Below are 20703 nucleotides of genomic sequence, written 5' to 3' on the forward strand. Positions count from 1 at the left end.
ACTCGCACCATGTTTTCATTGGAGCAGTCATGCATGCACAGCAATCGGCAATTGCCACCCGTCCCCTGGAATTTGATCCGGGCCTGATCCGCAGGCTCACGGCCTCGGGGCCGCGCTACACGTCCTACCCGACAGCGGACCGCTTCAACGAGCGCTTCGCCTACCGCGACTACCTGCAGGCGGTCGCCGGCCGGCGGACCCAGGGCAGCACCCACCCGCTGTCGCTGTACGTGCATATCCCGTTCTGCGACACCGTCTGCTATTACTGCGCTTGCAACAAGATCGTGACGAAAAACCGCGCCAAGGCGGCCACCTACCTCAGTTATCTCAAACGCGAAATCGAGATGCAGGCACGTCTGTTCGCGGGCATGAACCAGGTCGAGCAGCTCCATTTCGGCGGCGGCACGCCTACCTACCTGTCCGACGCGCAGATGGACGAGCTGATGGAGCACCTGCACCGCAGCTTCCAGTTTGCGCCCGATGCCAGTGGCGAGTATTCGATCGAAGTCGATCCGCGCACCGTGTCGCGCGAGCGCATTCATCGCCTGCGCGGCCAGGGCTTCAACCGCATCAGCCTGGGCGTGCAGGATTATGATCCGGACGTGCAAAAGGCCGTCAACCGCATCCAGCCGGAGCATGAAACCCAGGCCATCATTGAAGCGGCGCGCGAAGCGGGATTTCGCTCGGTGAGCATTGACCTGATTTACGGCCTGCCCAGGCAAAATGAGACCACCATGGCTGCCACCCTGGCCAAGGTGATCGCGGCCAGCCCCGACCGCATCGCCATCTACAATTATGCGCATCTGCCGCATCTGTTCAAGCCACAGCGCCGTATCGTGGAAGCGGATCTGCCCGACGCCGAAACGCGCCTGGCCATGCTGGGCTTGTGCATTGACACGCTGCGCCAGGCAGGCTACCTGTACATCGGGATGGACCATTTCGCCAAGCCGTCCGACGACCTTGCCATCGCCCAGCAGCAGGGCCGCTTGCACCGTAACTTCCAGGGCTATTCCACGCACGCCGACACCGATCTGGTGTCATGCGGCGTATCGGCCATCAGCGCTGTTGCGGCCACCTACAGCCAGAACGTCAAGACGCTTGACGCCTACTACGAAGCGCTGGACCGCAACGAGCTGCCGGTGGTGCGCGGCATCCGCCTGAACATGGACGACGCGCTGCGCCGCGCCGTCATCCAGATGCTGATGTGCCAGTTCGAGCTGTCCACCAGCGCCATTGAGCAGGCATACCCGATCAGCTTTGCCGACTATTTCGCCCCCGAGCTCGAACGCCTGCGCAAGCTCCAAGCGGACGGCCTGGTGTCCATGGAACCGGGCTGGATCAGCGTGACGCCACGCGGCCGGGTCCTGATCCGCAATGTGTGCATGGTGTTTGACCGCTACCTGGCCCCGCGCACCGAAGGCCCGCGCCACTCGCGTACCATCTAGCACAGGCTTGCCAAGTGAATCTGTTTCCATTTTTCGTGGCGGGACTGGCAGCGAGCGTGCATTGCGTCGGCATGTGCGGGGGGATCGTCAGTGCGTTTTCCCTGGCGCCGGCGCGCCGCTTTCCGGTCGCCGTGGTCACACACACGGCGCCCGCCGCCAGCGCGGCCCTGGCCCGCTCGCTGGCCTACAACGCCGGCCGCATCGGCAGCTATGCCATGGCTGGCGCCATCGCGGGCGGTGCTGCGGGCGGGGCGCGGATGCTGGCCGGCGGCGCGGCGCTGCAGACGGCCGGACTGTGGATGGCCAATCTGCTGCTGCTGGCCATTGGCCTGTACCTGGCGGGGGCACTGCCGCTGCTGGCGCGGGTGGAAAAATCGGGACAGGGCCTGTGGCGCCGCATCCAGCCGCTGACACGCAGCCTGCTGCCGGCCGATACCCCGTTCAAGCTGGCAGCGCTTGGCGCGCTGTGGGGATGGCTGCCGTGCGGGATTGTCTACAGCATGCTGCTCACGGCCATGCTGGCCGGCTCGGCGCAGGGCGGTGCCCTGGTCATGCTCGCCTTTGGCCTTGGCACGCTGCCGGTGCTGGCCACGCTCGGCGCGGCCGGCGGCGAACTGCAGCGCTACCTGCAGCGGCGTGCCTTTCGCATGGGCGCCGGCGCCCTGATTGGCGCCTTTGGCCTCCTTGGCCTGTGGCGCGCGTGGCATGGCGTGGCGGGCGGCTGGCTTGACGTGCTGTGCCTGACGGCGGCGCCATGAGCGCGGTGCTGGCACCGGCCAGCTGCTTTCATTGCGGCCTGCCCACGCCTGCCGGCGCCGCCTGGGCGGTGGCGGTCAATGGAGCGAGCCGGCCCATGTGCTGCCCAGGCTGCGCTTCGGTGGCGCAGGCCATCGTCGACGCCGGCCTGGATGACTATTACACCACGCGCGACGCGTTTCCCGCCACCGCCGAGGGACCGGCCCTGGTGCCGCCGGAGCTGGCGCTGCTCGACGCCGAGCCGCGCTTGCAGGGATCGCAGGGCGCCACCGTGGACGCCATTTTCGCCATTGACGGCATTCGCTGCGCGGCCTGCATATGGCTCATCGAGGGGCGCCTGGCGCGCCTGCCGGGCGTTCTCAAGGCCGATGTCAACGTGGCCACGGAGCGGGTGTACCTGCGCTGGGATAGCCGCTGCAAGCCAAGCGACATTGCCGCGGCGCTCAAAAAGATTGGCTACGACGCCTATCCCTGCTTCAGCGGGCGCCAGGAGCAGCAGCGCGAGCAGTCGCGCAAGCGCCTGTTCCGCCAGCTGTTCGTGGCGGGCCTGTGCATGATGCAGGTGATGATGTACGCACTGCCGGCCTACATCGCCGACGATGGCACGATGGACGCCGACATGCACTCGCTCATGCGCTGGGCCTCGCTGCTGCTTACGCTCCCGGCGCTGTTGTATTCCGCCCAGCCGTTTTTTGCCGGCGCCTGGGCCGGCGTGCGGCGCCGCATGCCGGGAATGGATGTGCCGGTGGCCATTGGCCTCGCGGCCGCTTCGGCCGCCAGCATCCTTGCCACCTTCACCGGCGAGGGCGAGGTCTATTTTGACTCGGTGACCATGTTTATCTTCCTGCTGCTGGCGAGCCGCTATCTGGAGCAGCAGGCGCGCCACAGGGCAGGCCGCGCGCTGGAGCAGCTGCGCCATGCGCTGCCCGCGTCGGCCACGCGCCTGGCGGGCTATCCGCAGTCGCGCGTGGGCGAGGTCGTGGCTGCGGCTGACCTGCGCCAGGGCGATGCCATCATGATCGCCCCCGGCGAGGCGGTACCTGCCGACGCCACCCTGATGGAGGGCGAGGCGCAACTGGACCAGTCGCTGCTGACCGGCGAAAGCTGCGCCGTGGCGCGCGCCGTTGGCGACCTGCTGCCGGGCGGCGCGGTCAACCTGGCGCAGCCGGTGGTGGCGCGCGTGGCATGCGCGGCCAGCGACAGTACGCTGGCGCGTCTGGTCAACCTGGTGGAAAGTGCCGCTGCCGGCAAGCCGCGCATTGTGCTGTGGGCGGACAAGCTGGCAGCGTGGTTCGTGGCCGGCCTGCTGCTGTTTGCGCTGGCCGTGTTTGCCGTGTGGTGGCAGCTTGACCCGGCCCGCGCGTGGCAGATTGCCATTGCCGTGCTGGTGGTGTCCTGCCCCTGCGCGCTGTCGCTGGCGACACCAAGCGCGCTGGCGGCGGCCACCGGCGCCCTGATCGAGCGCGGTGTACTGGTGGTGCGCCCGCACCTGCTGGAAACCATGCACCGCGCCACGCATGTCATCTTTGACAAGACCGGAACGCTGACCGAAGGCCGCCCGACACTGCGCGCCACGCAGGCGCTGGGCCACTTCAGTGAAGGCACCTGTCTTGCGATTGCCGCGGCGCTGGAAGAGGGCAGTACCCATCCTTTCGCAGCGCCCCTGCGCGCGGCCGGGGCGGGCCATGGCATGCTGGCCACCGGCTTGCGCAGCAGCGCGGGCCTTGGTGTTGAAGGCAGCATTGAAGGTGTGGCGTACCGGCTCGGTACTGCGCACTTTGCCGCCGGCGCGCAGCGCGCCGGCACCCCGGGCGTGAGCAGCATTTACCTGGGCAGCGAGGGCGTCCTGCTGGCGCGCTTTGATTTGGCCGACAGGTTGCGCAGCGATGCCGCAGACGTGGTGCGCCACTGCCGCGAACGGGGGCAAAGCGTCATCCTGCTGTCGGGCGACGCGCAGCCGATCGTCGACAGTGTCGCCGACGAATTGCACATCACCCGTGCGCTGGGCGGCCAGCTCCCGGACGACAAGCTGGCCTATGTCCGGGCGCTGCAAAAGAGTGGGGCGGTGGTGGCCATGGTGGGCGACGGTATCAACGACGCCGCGGTGCTGCGCGCGGCAGACGCCTCGTTTGCCATTGGTGGCGGCGCTGCGCTGGCCCAGCTCAATGCGGGCTGTGTGCTGGTGTCGGGCCGCCTGGGCGCGTTCGACGACACGGCGCGCATGGCCGCGCGCAGCATGCGCATCATCGGCCAGAACCTGGCCTGGGCCATGGTGTACAACGTAATTGCCATTCCGGCAGCGGCGCTTGGCCTGGTCAGTCCATGGCTTTCTGCTGTCGGCATGTCCGCCAGTTCGGCGCTGGTGGTGATGAATGCACTGCGCCTGCGCCGCGCCAATACAAGATAAAGGTCACATCATGGAATCGCTGTATCTGCTGGTGCCGCTGTCGCTGGTTATCGTGGCGCTGGCCGCCTGGATCTTCTTTGGCGCCGCCGACAGCGGCCAGTTCGATGATCTCGAAGGCCCCGCGCTGCGCGTGCTGCACGACGACGACGCGCAGTGACACTAAACGTTCTCATCTGGGCGTTTTTGATTCACATCAAGGATTTTTAAGGTCCAGAAATTTACTCTTCTGCTGTCATCGTTGTTTTCAGTGGAGAGCTTTTGTGGACCGAGATTTAAATTACAACTACAAGATCGTGCGCATGTTCACGATTGCCACCGTGGTGTGGGGCGTGATCGGCATGCTGGCCGGTGTCTTCATCGCCGCCCAGCTGGCGTGGCCCGCACTCAATTTCGATGTGCCCTGGTTGAGCTACGGGCGCCTGCGTCCACTGCATACCAACGCCGTCATCTTCGCCTTTGGCATCAACGGTCTGTTCGCCACGTCCTACTACGTGGTGCAGCGTACCTGCCAGGTGCGCCTGTTCTCGGACACGCTGTCGGCCTTCACCTTCTGGGGCTGGCAGGCGGTGCTGGTGCTGGCCACTATCACCCTGCCCATGGGTTTCACCCGCGGCAAGGAATACGCGGAGCTGGAGTGGCCCATTGCCCTCCTGATCACGGTGGTGTGGGTGGTCTACGCGGTGGTCTTTTTCGGCACCATCATCAAGCGCCGGGTGCAGCACATCTACGTGGCCAACTGGTTCTTCGGCGCCTACATCATCGCCGTGGCACTGCTGCACGTGGTCAATGGCGCGGCCATGCCGGTCACGCTGTGGAAATCCTATTCGGCCTACTCGGGTGTGCAGGACGCCATGATCCAGTGGTGGTACGGCCACAATGCGGTCGGCTTCATCCTCACCGCCGGCTACCTGGGCATGGTCTACTACTTCATTCCCAAGCAGGCCAACCGCCCCGTGTATTCGTATCGCCTGTCGATCGTCCACTTCTGGGCCCTGATCTTCACCTACATGTGGGCCGGCCCGCACCACCTGCACTACACCGCACTGCCTGACTGGACCCAGTCGATCGGCATGGTGTTTTCGCTGATCCTGCTGGCACCGTCGTGGGGCGGCATGATCAACGGCATGATGACGCTGTCTGGCGCCTGGCACAAGCTGCGCACCGATCCGATCCTGAAGTTCCTGATCGTGTCGCTCTCGTTCTACGGCATGGCCACCTTTGAAGGCCCGATGATGTCGATCAAGACCATCAACTCGCTGTCGCACTACACCGACTGGGGCATCGCCCACGTTCACGGCGGCGCGCTGGGCTGGGTGGGCTTCATCACCATGGGTTCGATCTACTACCTGATTCCCCGCCTGGCGGGCAAGAAGCAGATGTACAGCACTCAACTGATCGACGTGCACTTCTGGGTCGCCACCATCGGCATCGTGCTGTACATCGCCTCCATGTGGATTGCCGGCGTGATGCAGGGCCTGATGTGGCGCGCGGTCAATCCGGACGGCACCCTGACCTACACCTTCGTGGAAAGCGTCAAGGCGACCTACCCGTACTACGTGATCCGCTTTACCGGTGGCTTCCTGTACCTGGCGGGCATGCTGGTCATGGCCTACAACACCTGGCAGACCATGCGCGGCACGGTGGTATCGCCCGCGCGCATTGCGCAGCCGGTTGCCGCCCACGGCAAGGTCCATGAAGAGACCTTTGCCTGAACCACCAACTTACTTAACACAAGCAGGAGCATTACATGAAGTTCTCACATGAGTGGATCGAAACGAAGCCCTGGCTCCTGATCGGACTGGTGTTGCTGGTCATTTCGATTGGCGGCCTGGTGGAAATCGTTCCGCTGTTCTTCCAGAAGTCGACCACGGAGCCGGTGGCGGGCCTGAAGCCATATTCGGCACTGCGCCTGATGGGGCGCGATGTGTATGTGCGCGAAGGCTGCTACAACTGCCACTCGCAGATGATCCGTCCGTTCCGGGCCGAGACCGAGCGCTATGGCCACTACTCGGTGGCCGGCGAGTTTGTGTATGACCGCCCGTTCCAGTGGGGTTCCAAGCGCACCGGCCCGGATCTGGCGCGCGTGGGCGGGCGCTACTCGGACGACTGGCATCGCAGCCACCTGGACAACCCGCGTGACCTGGTGCCGGAATCGAACATGCCGGGTTACCCGTGGCTCGCCAAGGCGCGCCTGAAGCCGGAGGAAGTGACTGCCAAGATGCGCGCCCTGCAGCGCCTCAATACGCCCTACAGCGAAGAGGACATTGCCAGGGCCCCGGCCGAACTGGTGGACAAGACCGAGCAGGACGCGCTGATCGCCTACCTGCAGGGCCTGGGCACCCAGATCAAGACGAGAAATTAACATGGCTACCAACCTTCTAGACAGTGCAAGCAGCATCATGACCCTTATCAGCTTCCTTACCTTTGTCGGCATCCTGCTGTGGACCTTCGCCGTCAAGCGCAACCGGGACTTCGACGCCCAGGCGGCCATGCCGTTCGCCGACGAGCCAGCGGAGGCTGACCATGGCTGACTTTACCCACGTATTCTGGGACTACTTCATCGGTCTCATCACCATTGCCTCCATCCTCGGCTGCGCCGTCTTGCTGTGGTCGCAGTCGGTGGTGCGGGTGCAGCCCGGCACCCACAGCGACGGCACCACCGGCCACCTGTGGGATGAAGACCTGACGGAACTGAACACGCCACTGCCACGCTGGTGGATGTGGCTCTTTTATATCACCATCGTCTTTGCGCTGGCCTACCTGGTGCTGTACCCCGGCCTGGGCAGCTATGCGGGCAAGCTGGGATGGCAGTCGGCCGGAGCCTACAAGGAGGAACTGGTCAAGGCCGGCGCCCAGTACGATCCCCTGTTTGCGGGGTATGCAAGGCAGCCGATCGAAAAAGTGGCGCACGACCCCAAGGCGCAGATGATCGGCGAGCGCCTGTTTTTGACCTATTGCGCCGGCTGCCACGGCTCCGATGCGCGCGGCAACAAGGGCTATCCCAACCTGACCGACCGGGACTGGCTCCATGGCGGCAGTCCGGACGCCATCAAGGCCAGCATCATGCGCGGGCGCACCGGCGTGATGCCGGCCATGGCCAGCGCGCTGGGCTCGGAGCAGGATGTGCGCGATGTGGCCCATTACGTGCGCAGCCTGTCGGGCGCACCGGCCGATCCGATCCGCAGCGCCTTTGGCAAGGCGCGCTTCGGTGCCTGCATGGCCTGCCACGGTCCCGGCGGGCAGGGCAACCACACCATGGGCGCGCCCAACCTGGCCGACAAGATCTGGCTGTACGGCGGCAGCCAGGAGTCGATCATGGAATCGATCCGCAGCGGGCGCTCCAACACCATGCCGGCGTTTGACGACTTCCTCGGCGAAGGCAAGGTCCATGTGCTGGCCGCCTATGTGTGGAGCCTGTCGGCCGATCCTGTCAAGCTGGCACAAAAATGAACGCACCGGAAGCGAAGGTCATTCGCATGTACGCCGCGCGGGAAGAGATTTACCCGCGCGAGGCGAAGGGCCGCTATGCAAGCCTGCGCTGGGCTTGCGTATGGATGACGCAGCTCGTGTTCTACGGGATCCCGTGGCTGAACTGGAATGGGCGCCAGGCCGTGCTGTTCGACCTGGCCGCGCGCAAGTTTCATATTTTCGGACTGGTGCTGTGGCCCCAGGACTTCATTTACCTGGCCGCGCTGCTGATCATCAGCGCCTGGCTGCTGTTCCTGGTGACGGCCATCGCGGGCCGGGTGTGGTGCGGCTTTGCCTGCCCGCAGACCGTGTACACCGAGATCTTCCTGTGGATCGAGCGCCAGTTCGAAGGCCCGCGCAGCGCGCGCATCCGGCTCGACCGCCAGCCATGGTCGCTCGAAAAGCTGGCGCGCAAGGGGGGCAAGCATACGGCCTGGGGCCTGGTGGCGCTGTGGACCGGTATCTCCTTTGTCGGCTACTTCACGCCAGTGCGCTCGCTGACCGCCTCCATCGCCACGCTCGGCCTGGGCCCATGGGAGTGGTTCTGGGTCGGCTTCTATTCGCTGGCAACCTACGGTAACGCCGGCTGGCTGCGCGAACAGGTATGCAAGTACATGTGTCCCTATGCGCGCTTCCAGAGTGCGATGTTCGACAAGGATACGCTGATCGTCACCTACGATGCCGAGCGCGGCGAACCGCGCAATGCGCGTCGCGGCAAGGACAGCGGCGACTGCATCGACTGCACCATGTGCGTCCAGGTGTGCCCGACCGGGATCGACATCCGCAAGGGCCTGCAGTATGAATGCATCGGCTGCGCGGCCTGCATCGATGCCTGCAATGGCGTGATGGACAAGGTCGGCCTGCCGCAGGGTTTGATCCGCTATTCCACCAGCCAGGCCCTGGCCCGCCACTGGGACGCGCGCCAGATCAGGCGCCGCATCCTGCGCCCGCGCGTGCTCATTTACACAGTCTTGCTGAGCCTGTTCGCGGCCGGCTTCGTGATCGCGCTGGCCAGCCGCACCCCGCTCAAGGTGGACGTGATCCGCGACCGCGGCTCGATGGGGCGCGAACTGGACGAAGGCCGGATCGAAAACGTGTACCGCCTGCAGGTGATGAACACGGCCGAACAGGCGCACCGCTTCCGCGTCTCCGTGGGCGGCCTGGCTGGCATTGCCGTGGACGGCGAGGCGCACACGTCGATCGAGGGCGCCGCCACGCGCGCCATTGCCGTGCGGGTGCAGGCACCAAAGGGGGATCTGAAGAGCGGCTCGCATCCCATTCAATTTACGGTCAGCGCCCTCGACGACCCGGCCCTGCGGGTGGTGGAAGACGCGGTCTTCATCATCCCGCGCTAGAAAGTACATCATGCAAACTCAGTTCCCCTCCCTGCCCTGGTACCGCCATCGCTGGCCATGGCTGCTCATGCTCGGCCCCTTCATCATTGTCATTGCCGGCGTCATTACCGGTGTCCTGGCCTGGCAGCGCCAGGATGCGATGGTGGTGGACGACTATTACAAGCGTGGCAAGACGATCAACCTGGACTTGCGGCGCGATGACGCCGCACTGGCACGCCGGCTGGCGATCAACTGGCACTACGATGCCGGCAAGGGCGTATTGACGGGCCGGCTGAGCGCGGCCGGGGAAGCGGTGCGCGCGCCGTTTCGCATCCACCTGGCCCATTCCACGCAGCCGAGCAAGGACTTGACGCTCGACGTTTTCCCGAACGCTGACGGCAAATTCACGGTGGCGCTGCCGGCCCTGGTGCAGGCGCGCTGGCAGGTGACAGTCGAGGGCGGGGCGCGCGAATGGCGCCTGCGCAGCCAGTGGCTGTATCCGGCCCGCGCCGAGGTCCGCATCACGGCCGTGCCCCAGCCCGGATAGTGCGCGCACCGGACAATTTTGCGCTTGATGGCAATGATGGCGCACGGTAAGCTTAGTCATCCTTATCAGCTTCCGGATTGCCTGGAATACGTTGCCGATGGTCACTAAGACACGCCTGTCCGTCGTCCTGGTCGATGACAATGAACTGACCCGCGCCGCCTTGCGGCTGATGATTGCCGGGGACGCGTATGAGATCGTTGGCGAGGCTGCCAGTGGGCGCGCTGCCATTGAGCTAATCCTCAGGCTGCGTCCCGATATTGTGTGCCTGGACATCCAGATGCCGGACATTAACGGCCTCGATGTACTCGAATCGATCAAGGATGCCCATCCTGCCATGGTGGTCCTGATGGTTACGTCGAGTAACGATTTGCCCACCATCAAACGTGCGATTTCCCGGGGCGCGGCCGGTTTCATCGTCAAGCCATTTACCATGGGCACCGTGCAAGATAGCATGGACAAGGCCGCTGCCTTGCGGCGCAGGGCGCCCGGGTGAACGGCAGCGCGCCCAGAATTGTCGCGCTAGCCCTCGTTTATTTCCTGGCCGCGCAGCTGGGGATGCTGCTGGCGTTCGCCGATACCAATGTCACACCCGTGTGGCCGGCATCGGGCCTGGCATTGGCTGCCCTGGTGCTTGGCGGGCGCCGGCTCTGGCCGGGCATCCTGATTGGCGCGTTTGCGGCCAACCTGCTTGGCTTTGCGGGCGACGCGGCGCTGGACTGGACCCGCGCCGTGCCGCTGTCGCTCGTCATGGCCGGCGGCAACACGCTCGAAGGCGTGCTGGGCGCCTGGCTGTACCGGCGCCTGCGCAGTGAGGGCCCGCTCGTCACCATGGTCAACGTGAGCCGTTTTGCCCTGGTCGCGGTGGTGGTATCGACGGTCGCGGCCCTGGTCGGCACACTGTCGCTGCGCAATGCCGGGATCATCACTGCCGCCGAAGAATGGACGATTCTCTCGACCTGGTGGCTCGGTGACGTGGCCGGCATCCTGATCGTGGCGCCGGTGTTCCTGGTGTGGCGCGCGCATCGCGCCGGTGGGACGGGCCGCGGCGCCGAACTGGTACTGTTCTTTTCTGTGCTGGCGGCCCTGGTGTGGGGCATTTTCAGTCACCGCTTCAGCGCCGACGATTCCCCGCGCTGGATCGCCTATCTGCTGGTGCTGACCGTGGGCTGGACTGCCTACCGCTATGGCGCCCGCATCACCACGCTGGCCAGCCTGCTGATGGGGGCGGCCGCCACGGTGGGCACCACGCGCGGCCTTGGGCCGTTTGCCACCGGTACCCTGAACGATGCGCTGTTCGCCATCCAGTCCTGCGTGGCATTGTGCAGCGTGGTGGGACTGGTCCTGTGCGCCGACATCGACGCCATGCGCAGACGCGAGCATGGCGACCCGGTACGGCGCCGTGTGGTGTTTCACTGGTCCACGCTGTTCCTGTGCCTGGGCGTGACCATGCTGGTCTGGCAGCTGGTGTCGAGTGCCACCGAGCGACGTGCGCGCGACGATTTCGACAGCATTGTCGAAGGTGTGCGCCAGCGCCTGGGCGAACGGCTGACCGCTTACGAGCATGGCTTGCGCAGCTCGCGCGCGCTGTTTGCCGCCTCCGATGTGGTGAGCCGCGAAGAGTGGCACAAGTTCGCCGATGGCATGGACCTGCCGCGCAATTACCCCGGCATGCAGGGTCTTGGCTACGCCGCCATTGTCGATGATGCGGGCCGCGCGAGGCTGGAAGCGCAGGTCCGCGCCGAAGGCTTTCCGGCTTACCGCGTCTGGCCCGCGGGCGAACGCGGCCAGTATGCTGCCATTGTCTACCTGGAACCGTTCAGCGTGCTCAACCAGCGTGCCTTTGGCTACGACATGCTGAGCGAGCCGGAGCGGCGCGCCGCCATCGAGCGGGCGCGCGATTCCGGGCAGGCAGCCGTCACCGGGCAGGTGACGCTGGTGCAGGAGGCGGGCGCAGTCAGACAGCCCGGCTTTTTGATGTATGTGCCGGTCTACCGCAATGGTGTGGCGATCAATGCGGGTAATCGCCGCCAAGCGTTTGACGGCCTGGTATACGCGCCGTTTCGCATGCACGATTTCATGCGCCGCATCAGCAGTACCGTGCAAGGCCAGGTGCATCTGGAGATTTTCGATGGCGGCGGCACCCGGCCCGGTGATCTCATGTTCGCCACCTCGCACCCGTCGCCGGCGCAGATGCGAGCCTACCCCAACGCACTGACCAGCGTACTGCCGGTGGACCTGCCGCAGCACCAGTGGACCATGCGCGCCGTGGCGCTGCCCGGTTTCGAGGCCACGGTGGACCGCCAGAAGGCGCATATCGTGCTGGTGGCCGGCACCATCATCAGCCTGCTGTTTTTCGGCGCCGCGCGCACGCTCACCGCGCGCCATGAATTGGTCACCAGCATGGCCGAAGACATGCGCAGCGCGCTGCTGCAGTCCGAGCGCGCCTACCAGTCGATGTTCGATTCGGCGCTGCAGTTTTCGATTGTCGCCACCGACCTGGCGGGGACCATCACCGCCTTCAGCAGCGGGGCGGTACGCATGCTGGGCTACCAGCCGGCGGAACTGGTGGGCATTGAAAAGATGAACAAGTTCCACCTGCCGGCCGAACTGGCGGCGCGCCAGGCCGAGCTTGCGCAGGAACTGGGGCGCACGGTCGATGCCGACGAAGTGCTGACGGCGCGGGTGCGCCTGGGCCAGGCCGAAGTGCGCGAGTGGACCTATGTGGGCAAGAACGGCGAGCAGTTTCCCGTCAGCCTGGCCGTGACCCTGATTCATGACGCCAGCGGCAAGGTGAGCGGCTTTTTGGGCGTGGCCTACGATATTTCCAGCCAGCGCAGCATGCAGGACATGCTGATCCGGGCCAAGGAAGGGGCAGAAGCGGCCAGCCGCGCCAAGACTGATTTCGTGGCCAACATGAGCCATGAGATCCGCACCCCGATGAACGCGGTACTGGGCATTACCCATCTGCTGGGCAAGACTGCGCTGGCAGCCGAGCAGCGCAAATATGTCGACATGATCAGCAATTCAGGCCGGGCCCTGATGGCCATCCTCAACGATGTGCTCGATTTTTCCAAGATCGAGGCCGGGCGCATGGACCTGTCGCCCACCGCTTTTTCCCTCGACGACCTGCTCGACACGCTCGGGTCGATCATGACCGTCAATGCCGGCGACAAGCCGATCGAACTGGCGGCCTACGCCATGGCCGATGTGCCGCGCCAGCTGGTGGGCGACACGCTGCGCCTGCAGCAGATCCTGTCCAACCTGCTCACCAACGCGCTCAAGTTCACCGAACAGGGTGAAGTGGCGCTGGTGGTCGAACTCGAAGAGCGCTTTGATGCGCGTGTCACGCTGCGCTTTTGTGTGCGCGATACCGGCATCGGCATGGATGCCGAACAGCAGTCCAGGCTGTTTTCAGCCTTTACCCAGGCCGACGCCTCCACCACCCGGCGCTTTGGCGGCACGGGACTGGGGCTGGCCATTTCGCGCAGCCTGGCCGAACTCATGGGCGGGACCATCGCCGTGACCAGCACGCCGGGGTCGGGCAGCGTGTTCTGCCTGACCGTGACACTTGGCATCGATACCCAGGTCAAGGAAGACGTGCTGGCGCCATCGCTGCGCAAGTTGCGCCTGTTGATCGTCGATGACAGCCCGACCACCGTCGCTGCCCTGGAACAGCTGTGCCGCGCGGCCAACTGGCGCACGGTCTCGTTCAGCGACAGCGGCGCCGCCCTCGAGTACGTGCAGACGCTGGACCCTGGCGCCATGCCGTTCGACGCGGCCCTGGTGGACGCCAGCCTGGAAGGGGACGCGGCCAGCCGGCTGACGGCGGCCCTGGCCGGGATCTGCCGGCGCGCCGGCAAGCCGCTGCTGGCACTGCAGGCGCCGCACGCAAGGGCCACGGCGATGGCCACGGCGATGGGCGAGAGCAGTGGGCCGGTGGTGCTCAAGCCAGCCACCGCGCGCAGCCTGCGCCAGGCCATGCAGCAGGCGTTTGCACCGCCCGCGGCCGCGCGCAGCGGCATGCCGGTGGCGGCGCCGCGCCAGCGCCTGGCGGGCGTGCGCATGCTGCTGGCCGAGGACAACGACCTCAATCAGTTCGTGGCCCGCTCCATCCTCGAGGCTGAGGGTGCGCAGCTGCATATCGTCGGCGATGGCGCGGCGGCGGTTGACGCGCTGCGCGGGCCGGAGCGCTTCGACCTGGTGCTGATGGACGTGCAGATGCCGCGCATGGATGGCCTCGAAGCCACCCGCATCATCCGCCAGGAGCTGGGCCTGACCTTGCCGATCGTGGCCATGAGCGCGGGGGTGATGGTGGCCGAGCGGGAGCATTGCTCGGCAGCCGGGATGAGCGCCTTCGTGGCCAAACCGCTCGACCCGGCCGGATTCGTGCCAATCTTGCTGCGTCAGCTTGGAGCGGCGCCGGCGCCGGCACCGGTGGCGCAGCTAAGCGGGGTGTTCGATGTCTCCAAGCTGGTGCGCATGAGCGAAGCCAATGGCTCGCGCGCCGGGCTGGTGGCCATGATCGGCAAGGCCATCAAGGCGGCGCAGGCGCAGCGTGCCGAAATCCCGGACCTGTATGCGGCAGGCGATGTGGCGAGCGTGCTGCGCCGCCTGCACGATTTGCGCGGCACGGTGGGCATCCTGGGCGCCAGCGATTTTGCACAGGCCTCGCTGGCACTGGAAAGCGCCTTGAGGGAGCAGGGCAGGCACAGCGAGCCGCAGTTCGATGCCATGCTGCGCGAACTGGACCGGGCGCTGGGCGTGGCCCAGGCCTGGTGGCGCCAGGCCGACCCTGGCGCGGCAAAGGAATAGGCAAGGGGCGCAGCTCAGGCCCGGCGCACGACCACAATCAGGAGATAGGGCTGCACTGTTCGGTACCCGCGGCCATGGCCCGCATGCGGGCCGGGTCGAGAATGGTCATTGCGCGCTTGTCCACCGCCAGCAGGCCCTGCTTTTTGAAGCGTGACAGGATGCGGCTGATGCTCTCGATGGTCAGGCCGAGGTAGTTGCCGATGTCTTCCCGCGACATGCGCAGCTGGAACGACTGCGCCGAATAACCGCGGGTGGCATAGCGCGTCGATAAATTGGTGAGGAACACGGCGAAACGTTGTTCCGCGCGCATATTGCCCAGCAATAGCATGACATTTTGCTCACGCGTGATTTCCTGGCTCATGATGCGGTGGAAGTGGCGCAGCAGCGTGGGCACCTGGCCAAACAGGTCTTCCAGGTGGGCAAAGGGAATTTCGCAGACTTCGCTGTCTTCCAGGGCCACCGCGTCGCAGTGGTGGCGGTCGCCGCTGATGGCGTCCATCCCCAGCAGCTCGCCGGCCATCTGAAAGCCCGTGATCTGCTGCTCGCCGGCGGCATTGACCTGCAGCGTCTTGAAGTGGCCGAAGCGAATTGCATACAGGTTGCGAAACGGCTCGCCCATCTGGTACAGGCGTTCGTCGCGCGCCACCCGGCGCCGCTGGCCGATGATGCTGTCAAGCCGCACCATGTCCTTTTCGTCCAGCCCCATTGGCAGGCAAAGTTGATGCATGCTGCAGGCACCGCAGCTGGCCTTAAGCGCGGGAACATTTAAAGGGATCAGGGCGGTGGATTCATTCATGGGCACATGATACCGCAGGGGGCAGGCCGGTGGCGCCCCAAATTGGCCATGGCTACCGTGCCGGAGCGCTATTTCCGAGCAATTGTGCGCGCTGGCATCGAACTTGGCCGGTGTAAAATTGGCATATGATAAATATGGAATTACCGACCGATCCGGCATCCATGCCCGCCTTCCTGACCGGTGGCGGGCGCATGGCGCAGGAAATTGCCAATGCCAACTGGGCCGGGCATCCGCTCGGGCCGATTCACCAGTGGCCGGCCGCACTGCGCACGGCCTTGTCCATGATGCTCAATTCCCACACCCCGTCCTACCTGGTGTGGGGCAGCGAGTACTATGGCTTTTTCAACGATGCCTATATACCGCAGCTGGGGCTCAAGGCGGACGGCGCCCTCGGTGCGCGCTTTCGCGACACCTGGGCCGAAGCGTGGGACGTGGTGGGCCCCATTGCCGAGCGCGCCTTTGCAGGCGAAGGCAGCCACTTCGAGCAGATGCCCATTGTGGTCGAACGCTCGGGTTTTCCGGAGCGCTGCTATTTCACCTTTTCATACAGCCCGGTGCGCGACGAACACGGGGATGTGGTGGGGGTGCTGTGCAGCACCACCGATGTGACGGACCTGACGCGGGCCCTGAAGGCGTCGCGCGAGCTGGAACAGCGCCTGCAGCTCTCGCTCGACGCTTCCGGCAATATCGGCACCTGGAGCGTGGACCTGGCATCGAACATGACGTATGTGGACGAACGCTTTGCCCGCCTGTTCCATGTCGATGCCGAAGCGGCGCGCGGCGGGCTTGACCTGTCGCGGTTTACCAGCATGATCGATGCCAGGGACCGGGACCGGGTGCTGGCAAAAATCGCCGCCGCCATGGCCAGCGGCGAGCTGTATGAAGCTGAATACCGCCTGCCCCAGTCTGACCGGGCCGAGGTGTGGGTGATGGCCAAGGGGCGGGTGTTCGAGGATGCCGTGAGCGGACAGCGCCGCTTTGCCGGCGTCGCCGTGGACATCACGGAGCGCAAGCGCCAGGAGCAGTCGCTCAAGGAAAGCGAGGCGAAATTTCGCACCATCGCCAACGCCATGCCGCAGATGGTCTGGTCGACGCTGCCGGACGGCTTTCACGACTACTACAACCAGCAATGGTATGACTTCACGGGCGTGCCCCAGGGCTCGACCGATGGCGACGCCTGGAACGGCTTGTTCCACGCCGAAGACCAGCCGCGCGCCATGGCGCTGTGGCGCGCCTGCCTGGCCAGCGGCGCCGTGTACGAAATCGAATACCGGCTGCGCCACCACTCCGGCCACTACCGCTGGGTACTGGGGCGGGCCCTGCCAGTTCATGACGAACAGGGCGAGATCATCCGCTGGATGGGGACCTGCACCGATATCCATGCCCACAAGGCCGCCCAGGAAGAGCTGCGCAAGGCCAACCAGCAAAAGGATGAATTCCTGGCCATGCTGGCCCATGAACTGCGCAATCCGCTGGCGCCGATCAGCACTTCGGCGCAGCTGCTTGGCCTGCCCAGCGTGAGCGCAGCGGCCATCAAGCGCGCCAGTGAAGTCATTACGCGCCAGGTCACGCACATGACCGGCCTGATCGACGACCTGCTGGACGTGTCGCGCGTCACGCGCGGCCTGGTCACCCTGGCCGACGACCTGTGCGAGCTGGAACCGATCGTCAGCAGCGCCCTGGAACAAACCCGCCCCCTGGTCGATTCGCGCGGCCACCAGCTGGTGCTGCACATGCCGCCCGGGCCGGTGAGCGTGCGCGGCGACCGGATTCGCCTGGTGCAGGTGATCGCCAACCTGGTCAGCAACGCCGCCAAGTACACGCCGCAGCGCGGACGCATCGAAGTAGCGCTGCACGCGGACGAGGAGCAAGTGCGGATCGAGGTGAGCGACAACGGCAGCGGCATCGAGGCCGACCTGTTGCCCCAGGTGTTCGACCTGTTCACCCAGGGCTACCGCACGCCGGACCGGGCCCAGGGCGGCCTGGGACTGGGGCTGGCACTGGTCAAGCATATCGTGGCCCTGCACGGGGGCAGCGTCACCGCGCACAGCGAGGGCACGGGACGCGGCGCCACCTTTACCGTGACCTTGCCGCGCCACGCCGGCAGCGCGCCCGGCGCCGTGGCCGGTACCGGCAGTCCGGCAAGCGCCAAGGCCTTGCGCATCATGATCGTGGACGATAATGTGGACGCGGCCCAGACCCTGGGCGCGCTGCTGGAAAGTGAAGGCCACGCCGTATCAATTTATTACGAAGGCTCGTCAGCCCTGCAGGCGGCCAGGCGCGACGTGCAGGATGCCTTTATCCTGGACATTGGCCTGCCCGACATGGATGGCTATGAACTGGTGCGGCGCATCCGCGCGCTGCCCGGCGCGGCCCAGGCCCGCTTCATTGCCCTGACCGGGTACGGGCAGTCGCACGACCGCGGCCTGGCGCTGGCGGCCGGCTTCGACCACCATTGCGTCAAGCCCGCACAGCCGGACGACATGCGGCGCTTCCTGCACGGCTGAAAAGGGGACGGTGGCGCAAGGCGGCGCGCCCACTGTCGTATGCCGTCCACAAGGGTGGCCGAAAGCCGCGCCCCTTTTTTTCTTGCTTGCGTATAGTGGTACTTATACACTGGCAACAAAAAATGACGATCCCGACCCTCTCCCCAAGTGCGCGTGACACGGCGCCAGGACCGCACGCCGCCGAGACGGCCACGGAAGGGGCGTTTTTCAGCCTGTTCCTGGACCATCCACAGCCCATGTGGATCTATGAACTGGGCACGCTGCGCTTCATGGCGGTCAATCCGGCAGCCCAGCGCACCTATGGCTACAGTGCCGAGGAGTTTTCCGGCATGACCCTGGGCGACCTGCTGCCGCCATCGCAGCAGGCGCGCTTCTTCGCCTTCCTGGACCAGGCCCCGGCTCCCGGAGACAGCGGGTCGGCGCTGTGGTCCCACCGCTGCAAGGATGGTGAGCTGATCGACGTGCAAGTCACCGCCCATGCCCTGGAATTTCGCGGCAGGCGCTGCCGCTTTGTGTTCGCCAACGATGTTTCGGCCATGCTGCGCGTGGAGCGTGCGCTGTACAAGTCGGAACAGCTGCAGCGGCGCCTGATCGATACCTTGCCGCACCAGATCTTCTGGAAGCATCCGGACCACAGCTACGCCGGCTGCAACGTGGTGTTCGCGCGCGCGGCCGGACTGGATCATCCGGACCAGGTGGTGGGCAAGCGCGACCAGGATTTTCCGTGGGCCCACAATGCCGACCGCATCCGCACTGAGGACAGCGCCATCATGGCGACCGGCGTGCCCATGCTCGAATTCGAGGACCAGCTGATGGAGCGCGATGGCCGCCTGCATGACTACGTCATCACCAAGCTGCCCCTGTACGACCAGGAAGGCGCCATCATCGGCGTGCTGGGCACCATCGAAGACGTCACGGCGCGCAAGCTGGCACAAAAGACGCTGCGTTTGCAAAGCAGCGCCGTCGAATCGAGTGTCAATGCCATCGTCATCACCAGTGCCCGCGACGGCAGGCACCTGGTCGACTACGTCAATCCCGCTTTCACGCGGGTGACCGGGTATGCCAGTGCCGACATCCTGGGCCGCGACTGCCGCATCCTGCAGCGCGGCGACACCGACCAGGGCGCGCTCGCCCTGCTGCGCGCCGCCATCGACGAAGGACGCGAAGCGACCGTGGTGCTGCGTAGTTACCGCAAGGATGGCTCGCTGTTCTGGAACGAGCTGCGGGTGGCACCGGTACGCGAAGAGGGCGGCCAGGTGAGCCACTGGGTGGGTGTCATCAGCGACATTTCCGCCACCCTCAGCTACCAGGCCGAACTCGAACACCAGGCCAACCATGACGCGCTCACGCGCTTACCCAACCGGAACCTGTTCAACGACCGCCTGGACCAGGCCATTGCCTTTGCCGGCCGCTACGGGCAGGCGTTGTGGGTGGTGTTCATTGATCTCGACAACTTCAAGCTGGTCAACGATACCCTCGGCCACGCCATGGGCGACCGCCTGTTGCAGACCGTGTCGGCGCGCCTGAGCCAGCGCCTGCGCCAGAGCGACACCGTGGCCCGCCTGGGCGGCGACGAATTCATGCTACTCCTGATGGACCACCAGGAGCCGCGCCTGACCGAGGCCGTCATCGCCGAGCTGCTGCAGTCGGTGTCGGCCCCGGTGCGCCTAGACGACCATGAACTGACGCTCACCTGCAGCATCGGCGTGTCGGTCTACCCCAAGGATGGCAGCACGGGCGCCGAGCTGCTCAAGCATGCCGACATGGCCATGTACCAGGCCAAGGGCGCGGGGCGCAACCAGCAAAAATTCTACGCCGCCGAGATGGATGAAAAGCTGAGCGAACGGGCGCTGATTGAAAAGCACCTGCGCCATGCCGTGGCGCGCGGCGAGCTGGTGCTGCACTACCAGCCGCGCGTGCACCTGCATACGGGCCGCGTGACGGGGGTGGAAGCGCTGGTGCGCTGGCAGCATCCGGAGCTGGGCATGGTGCCGCCGGGGCGCTTCATCGCCATTGCCGAGGAAACCGGCATCATTGTCGAGATCGGCCACTGGGTGCTGGGCGAAGCCTGCCGCCAGGCCGTGCGCTGGCTGGCGGCCGGCCTGCCGCCCATGCACATGGCGGTCAATGTGTCGGCGCGCCAGTTCCGCAAGGCCGGTTTTGCCAGCGACGTGGCTGCCAGCCTGGCTGCCAGCGGCATGGCGCCGGCCCTGCTGGAACTCGAAATTACCGAGAGCATGATGATGGATAACGTCGAGGAAGCGGTGCAGACGCTGGTGGAATTGAAGCGCTCGGGCGTCAAGCTGTCGATCGACGACTTTGGCACCGGCTACTCGAGCCTGAGTTCCCTGCGCCATTTTCCACTCGACTTCCTGAAAATCGACCAATCCTTCGTGCGCGACATGCTGAGCGACCGCAATGGCGAAGCCATCGTGCGCTCCATCATCGCGCTCGGGCACAGCCTGAACTTTGAAATCATTGCCGAGGGCGTGGAAACGGCGCCGCAGCTGGAATACCTGCGCGCCAGCGGCTGCGATGAAATGCAGGGCTACTTCTACAGCCGGCCACTGGCCGCGCCGGCACTCGAAGCGCTGGTGCGCGAGCGCAATAGCTAGTGGGAAATTCGGACGG

General features: G+C 65.5%; 15 protein-coding genes. 14 read left to right on the forward strand and 1 reads right to left on the reverse strand.

What is annotated here, in order from left to right; genetic code table 11:
- Positions 1-29: 29 nt before the first annotated feature.
- From hemN to KY495_RS18500, 12 genes are all read left to right on the forward strand, one after another.
- The gene (hemN, locus tag KY495_RS18445) at positions 30-1445 is read left to right on the forward strand and encodes an oxygen-independent coproporphyrinogen III oxidase (RefSeq protein ID WP_219880808.1); all 1416 of its coding nucleotides are present in this window, start codon (positions 30-32) and stop codon (positions 1443-1445) included.
- Between the two features lie 14 nt (positions 1446-1459).
- On the forward strand, positions 1460-2203 hold the full coding sequence (locus tag KY495_RS18450; RefSeq protein ID WP_307728197.1) for a sulfite exporter TauE/SafE family protein: 744 nt from the start codon (positions 1460-1462) through the stop codon (positions 2201-2203).
- Positions 2200-4608: a heavy metal translocating P-type ATPase gene (locus KY495_RS18455; RefSeq protein ID WP_219880809.1), complete on the forward strand. Its 2409-nt coding sequence runs from the start codon at positions 2200-2202 to the stop codon at positions 4606-4608. Before KY495_RS18450 ends, KY495_RS18455 begins: the two co-directional genes overlap by 4 nt.
- Before the next feature lie 10 nt (positions 4609-4618).
- Positions 4619-4765 (forward strand): cbb3-type cytochrome oxidase assembly protein CcoS, encoded by a 147-nt coding sequence (gene ccoS / locus KY495_RS18460; RefSeq protein WP_219880810.1) that lies wholly within the window; start codon positions 4619-4621, stop codon positions 4763-4765.
- A gap of 103 nt (positions 4766-4868) precedes the next feature.
- Positions 4869-6320 (forward strand): cytochrome-c oxidase, cbb3-type subunit I, encoded by a 1452-nt coding sequence (gene ccoN, locus KY495_RS18465; protein ID WP_219880811.1) that lies wholly within the window; start codon positions 4869-4871, stop codon positions 6318-6320.
- A 35-nt stretch (positions 6321-6355) separates the two neighbouring features.
- Positions 6356-6970, forward strand: coding sequence for a cytochrome-c oxidase, cbb3-type subunit II (gene ccoO, locus KY495_RS18470; protein ID WP_219880812.1), 615 nt, complete (start codon positions 6356-6358; stop codon positions 6968-6970).
- 1 nt (position 6971) lies between these two features.
- Complete coding sequence (locus tag KY495_RS18475; RefSeq protein ID WP_219880813.1) at positions 6972-7139, forward strand: cbb3-type cytochrome c oxidase subunit 3; 168 nt, start codon at positions 6972-6974, stop codon at positions 7137-7139.
- A complete protein-coding gene (gene ccoP, locus KY495_RS18480) occupies positions 7132-8058 on the forward strand; it encodes a cytochrome-c oxidase, cbb3-type subunit III (RefSeq protein WP_219880814.1) in 927 nt (308 codons plus the stop codon). Before KY495_RS18475 ends, ccoP begins: the two co-directional genes overlap by 8 nt.
- Entirely contained in the window at positions 8055-9431 is a 1377-nt protein-coding gene (ccoG, locus tag KY495_RS18485) for a cytochrome c oxidase accessory protein CcoG (protein ID WP_219880815.1), read from the forward strand. Before ccoP ends, ccoG begins: the two co-directional genes overlap by 4 nt.
- A gap of 10 nt (positions 9432-9441) precedes the next feature.
- Positions 9442-9957 carry a FixH family protein gene (locus tag KY495_RS18490; protein ID WP_219880816.1) on the forward strand — a complete coding sequence of 172 codons (516 nt, stop codon included), beginning with the start codon at positions 9442-9444 and terminating at the stop codon, positions 9955-9957.
- A 97-nt stretch (positions 9958-10054) separates the two neighbouring features.
- The gene (locus KY495_RS18495; protein WP_229518358.1) at positions 10055-10450 is read left to right on the forward strand and encodes a response regulator transcription factor; all 396 of its coding nucleotides are present in this window, start codon (positions 10055-10057) and stop codon (positions 10448-10450) included.
- Positions 10447-14769 (forward strand): CHASE domain-containing protein, encoded by a 4323-nt coding sequence (locus KY495_RS18500; protein WP_219880817.1) that lies wholly within the window; start codon positions 10447-10449, stop codon positions 14767-14769. The genes KY495_RS18495 and KY495_RS18500 overlap by 4 nt, the downstream gene beginning before the upstream one ends.
- A gap of 37 nt (positions 14770-14806) precedes the next feature.
- Here KY495_RS18500 and fnr read toward each other — a convergent pair whose 3' ends face one another.
- Positions 14807-15565, reverse strand: a complete 759-nt coding sequence (gene fnr / locus KY495_RS18505; RefSeq protein ID WP_219880818.1) for a fumarate/nitrate reduction transcriptional regulator Fnr — start codon at positions 15563-15565, stop codon at positions 14807-14809.
- 134 nt (positions 15566-15699) lie between these two features.
- On the opposite strand from fnr, the gene KY495_RS18510 reads away from it, so the two are divergent.
- Positions 15700-18072: a PAS domain S-box protein gene (locus KY495_RS18510; RefSeq protein ID WP_219880819.1), complete on the forward strand. Its 2373-nt coding sequence runs from the start codon at positions 15700-15702 to the stop codon at positions 18070-18072.
- 122 nt (positions 18073-18194) lie between these two features.
- The gene (locus KY495_RS18515) at positions 18195-20687 is read left to right on the forward strand and encodes an EAL domain-containing protein (RefSeq protein ID WP_219880820.1); all 2493 of its coding nucleotides are present in this window, start codon (positions 18195-18197) and stop codon (positions 20685-20687) included.
- Positions 20688-20703: the final 16 nt, after the last annotated feature.

This window comes from Massilia sp. PAMC28688, assembly GCF_019443445.1.
GTDB lineage: Bacteria > Pseudomonadota > Gammaproteobacteria > Burkholderiales > Burkholderiaceae_D > Telluria_A.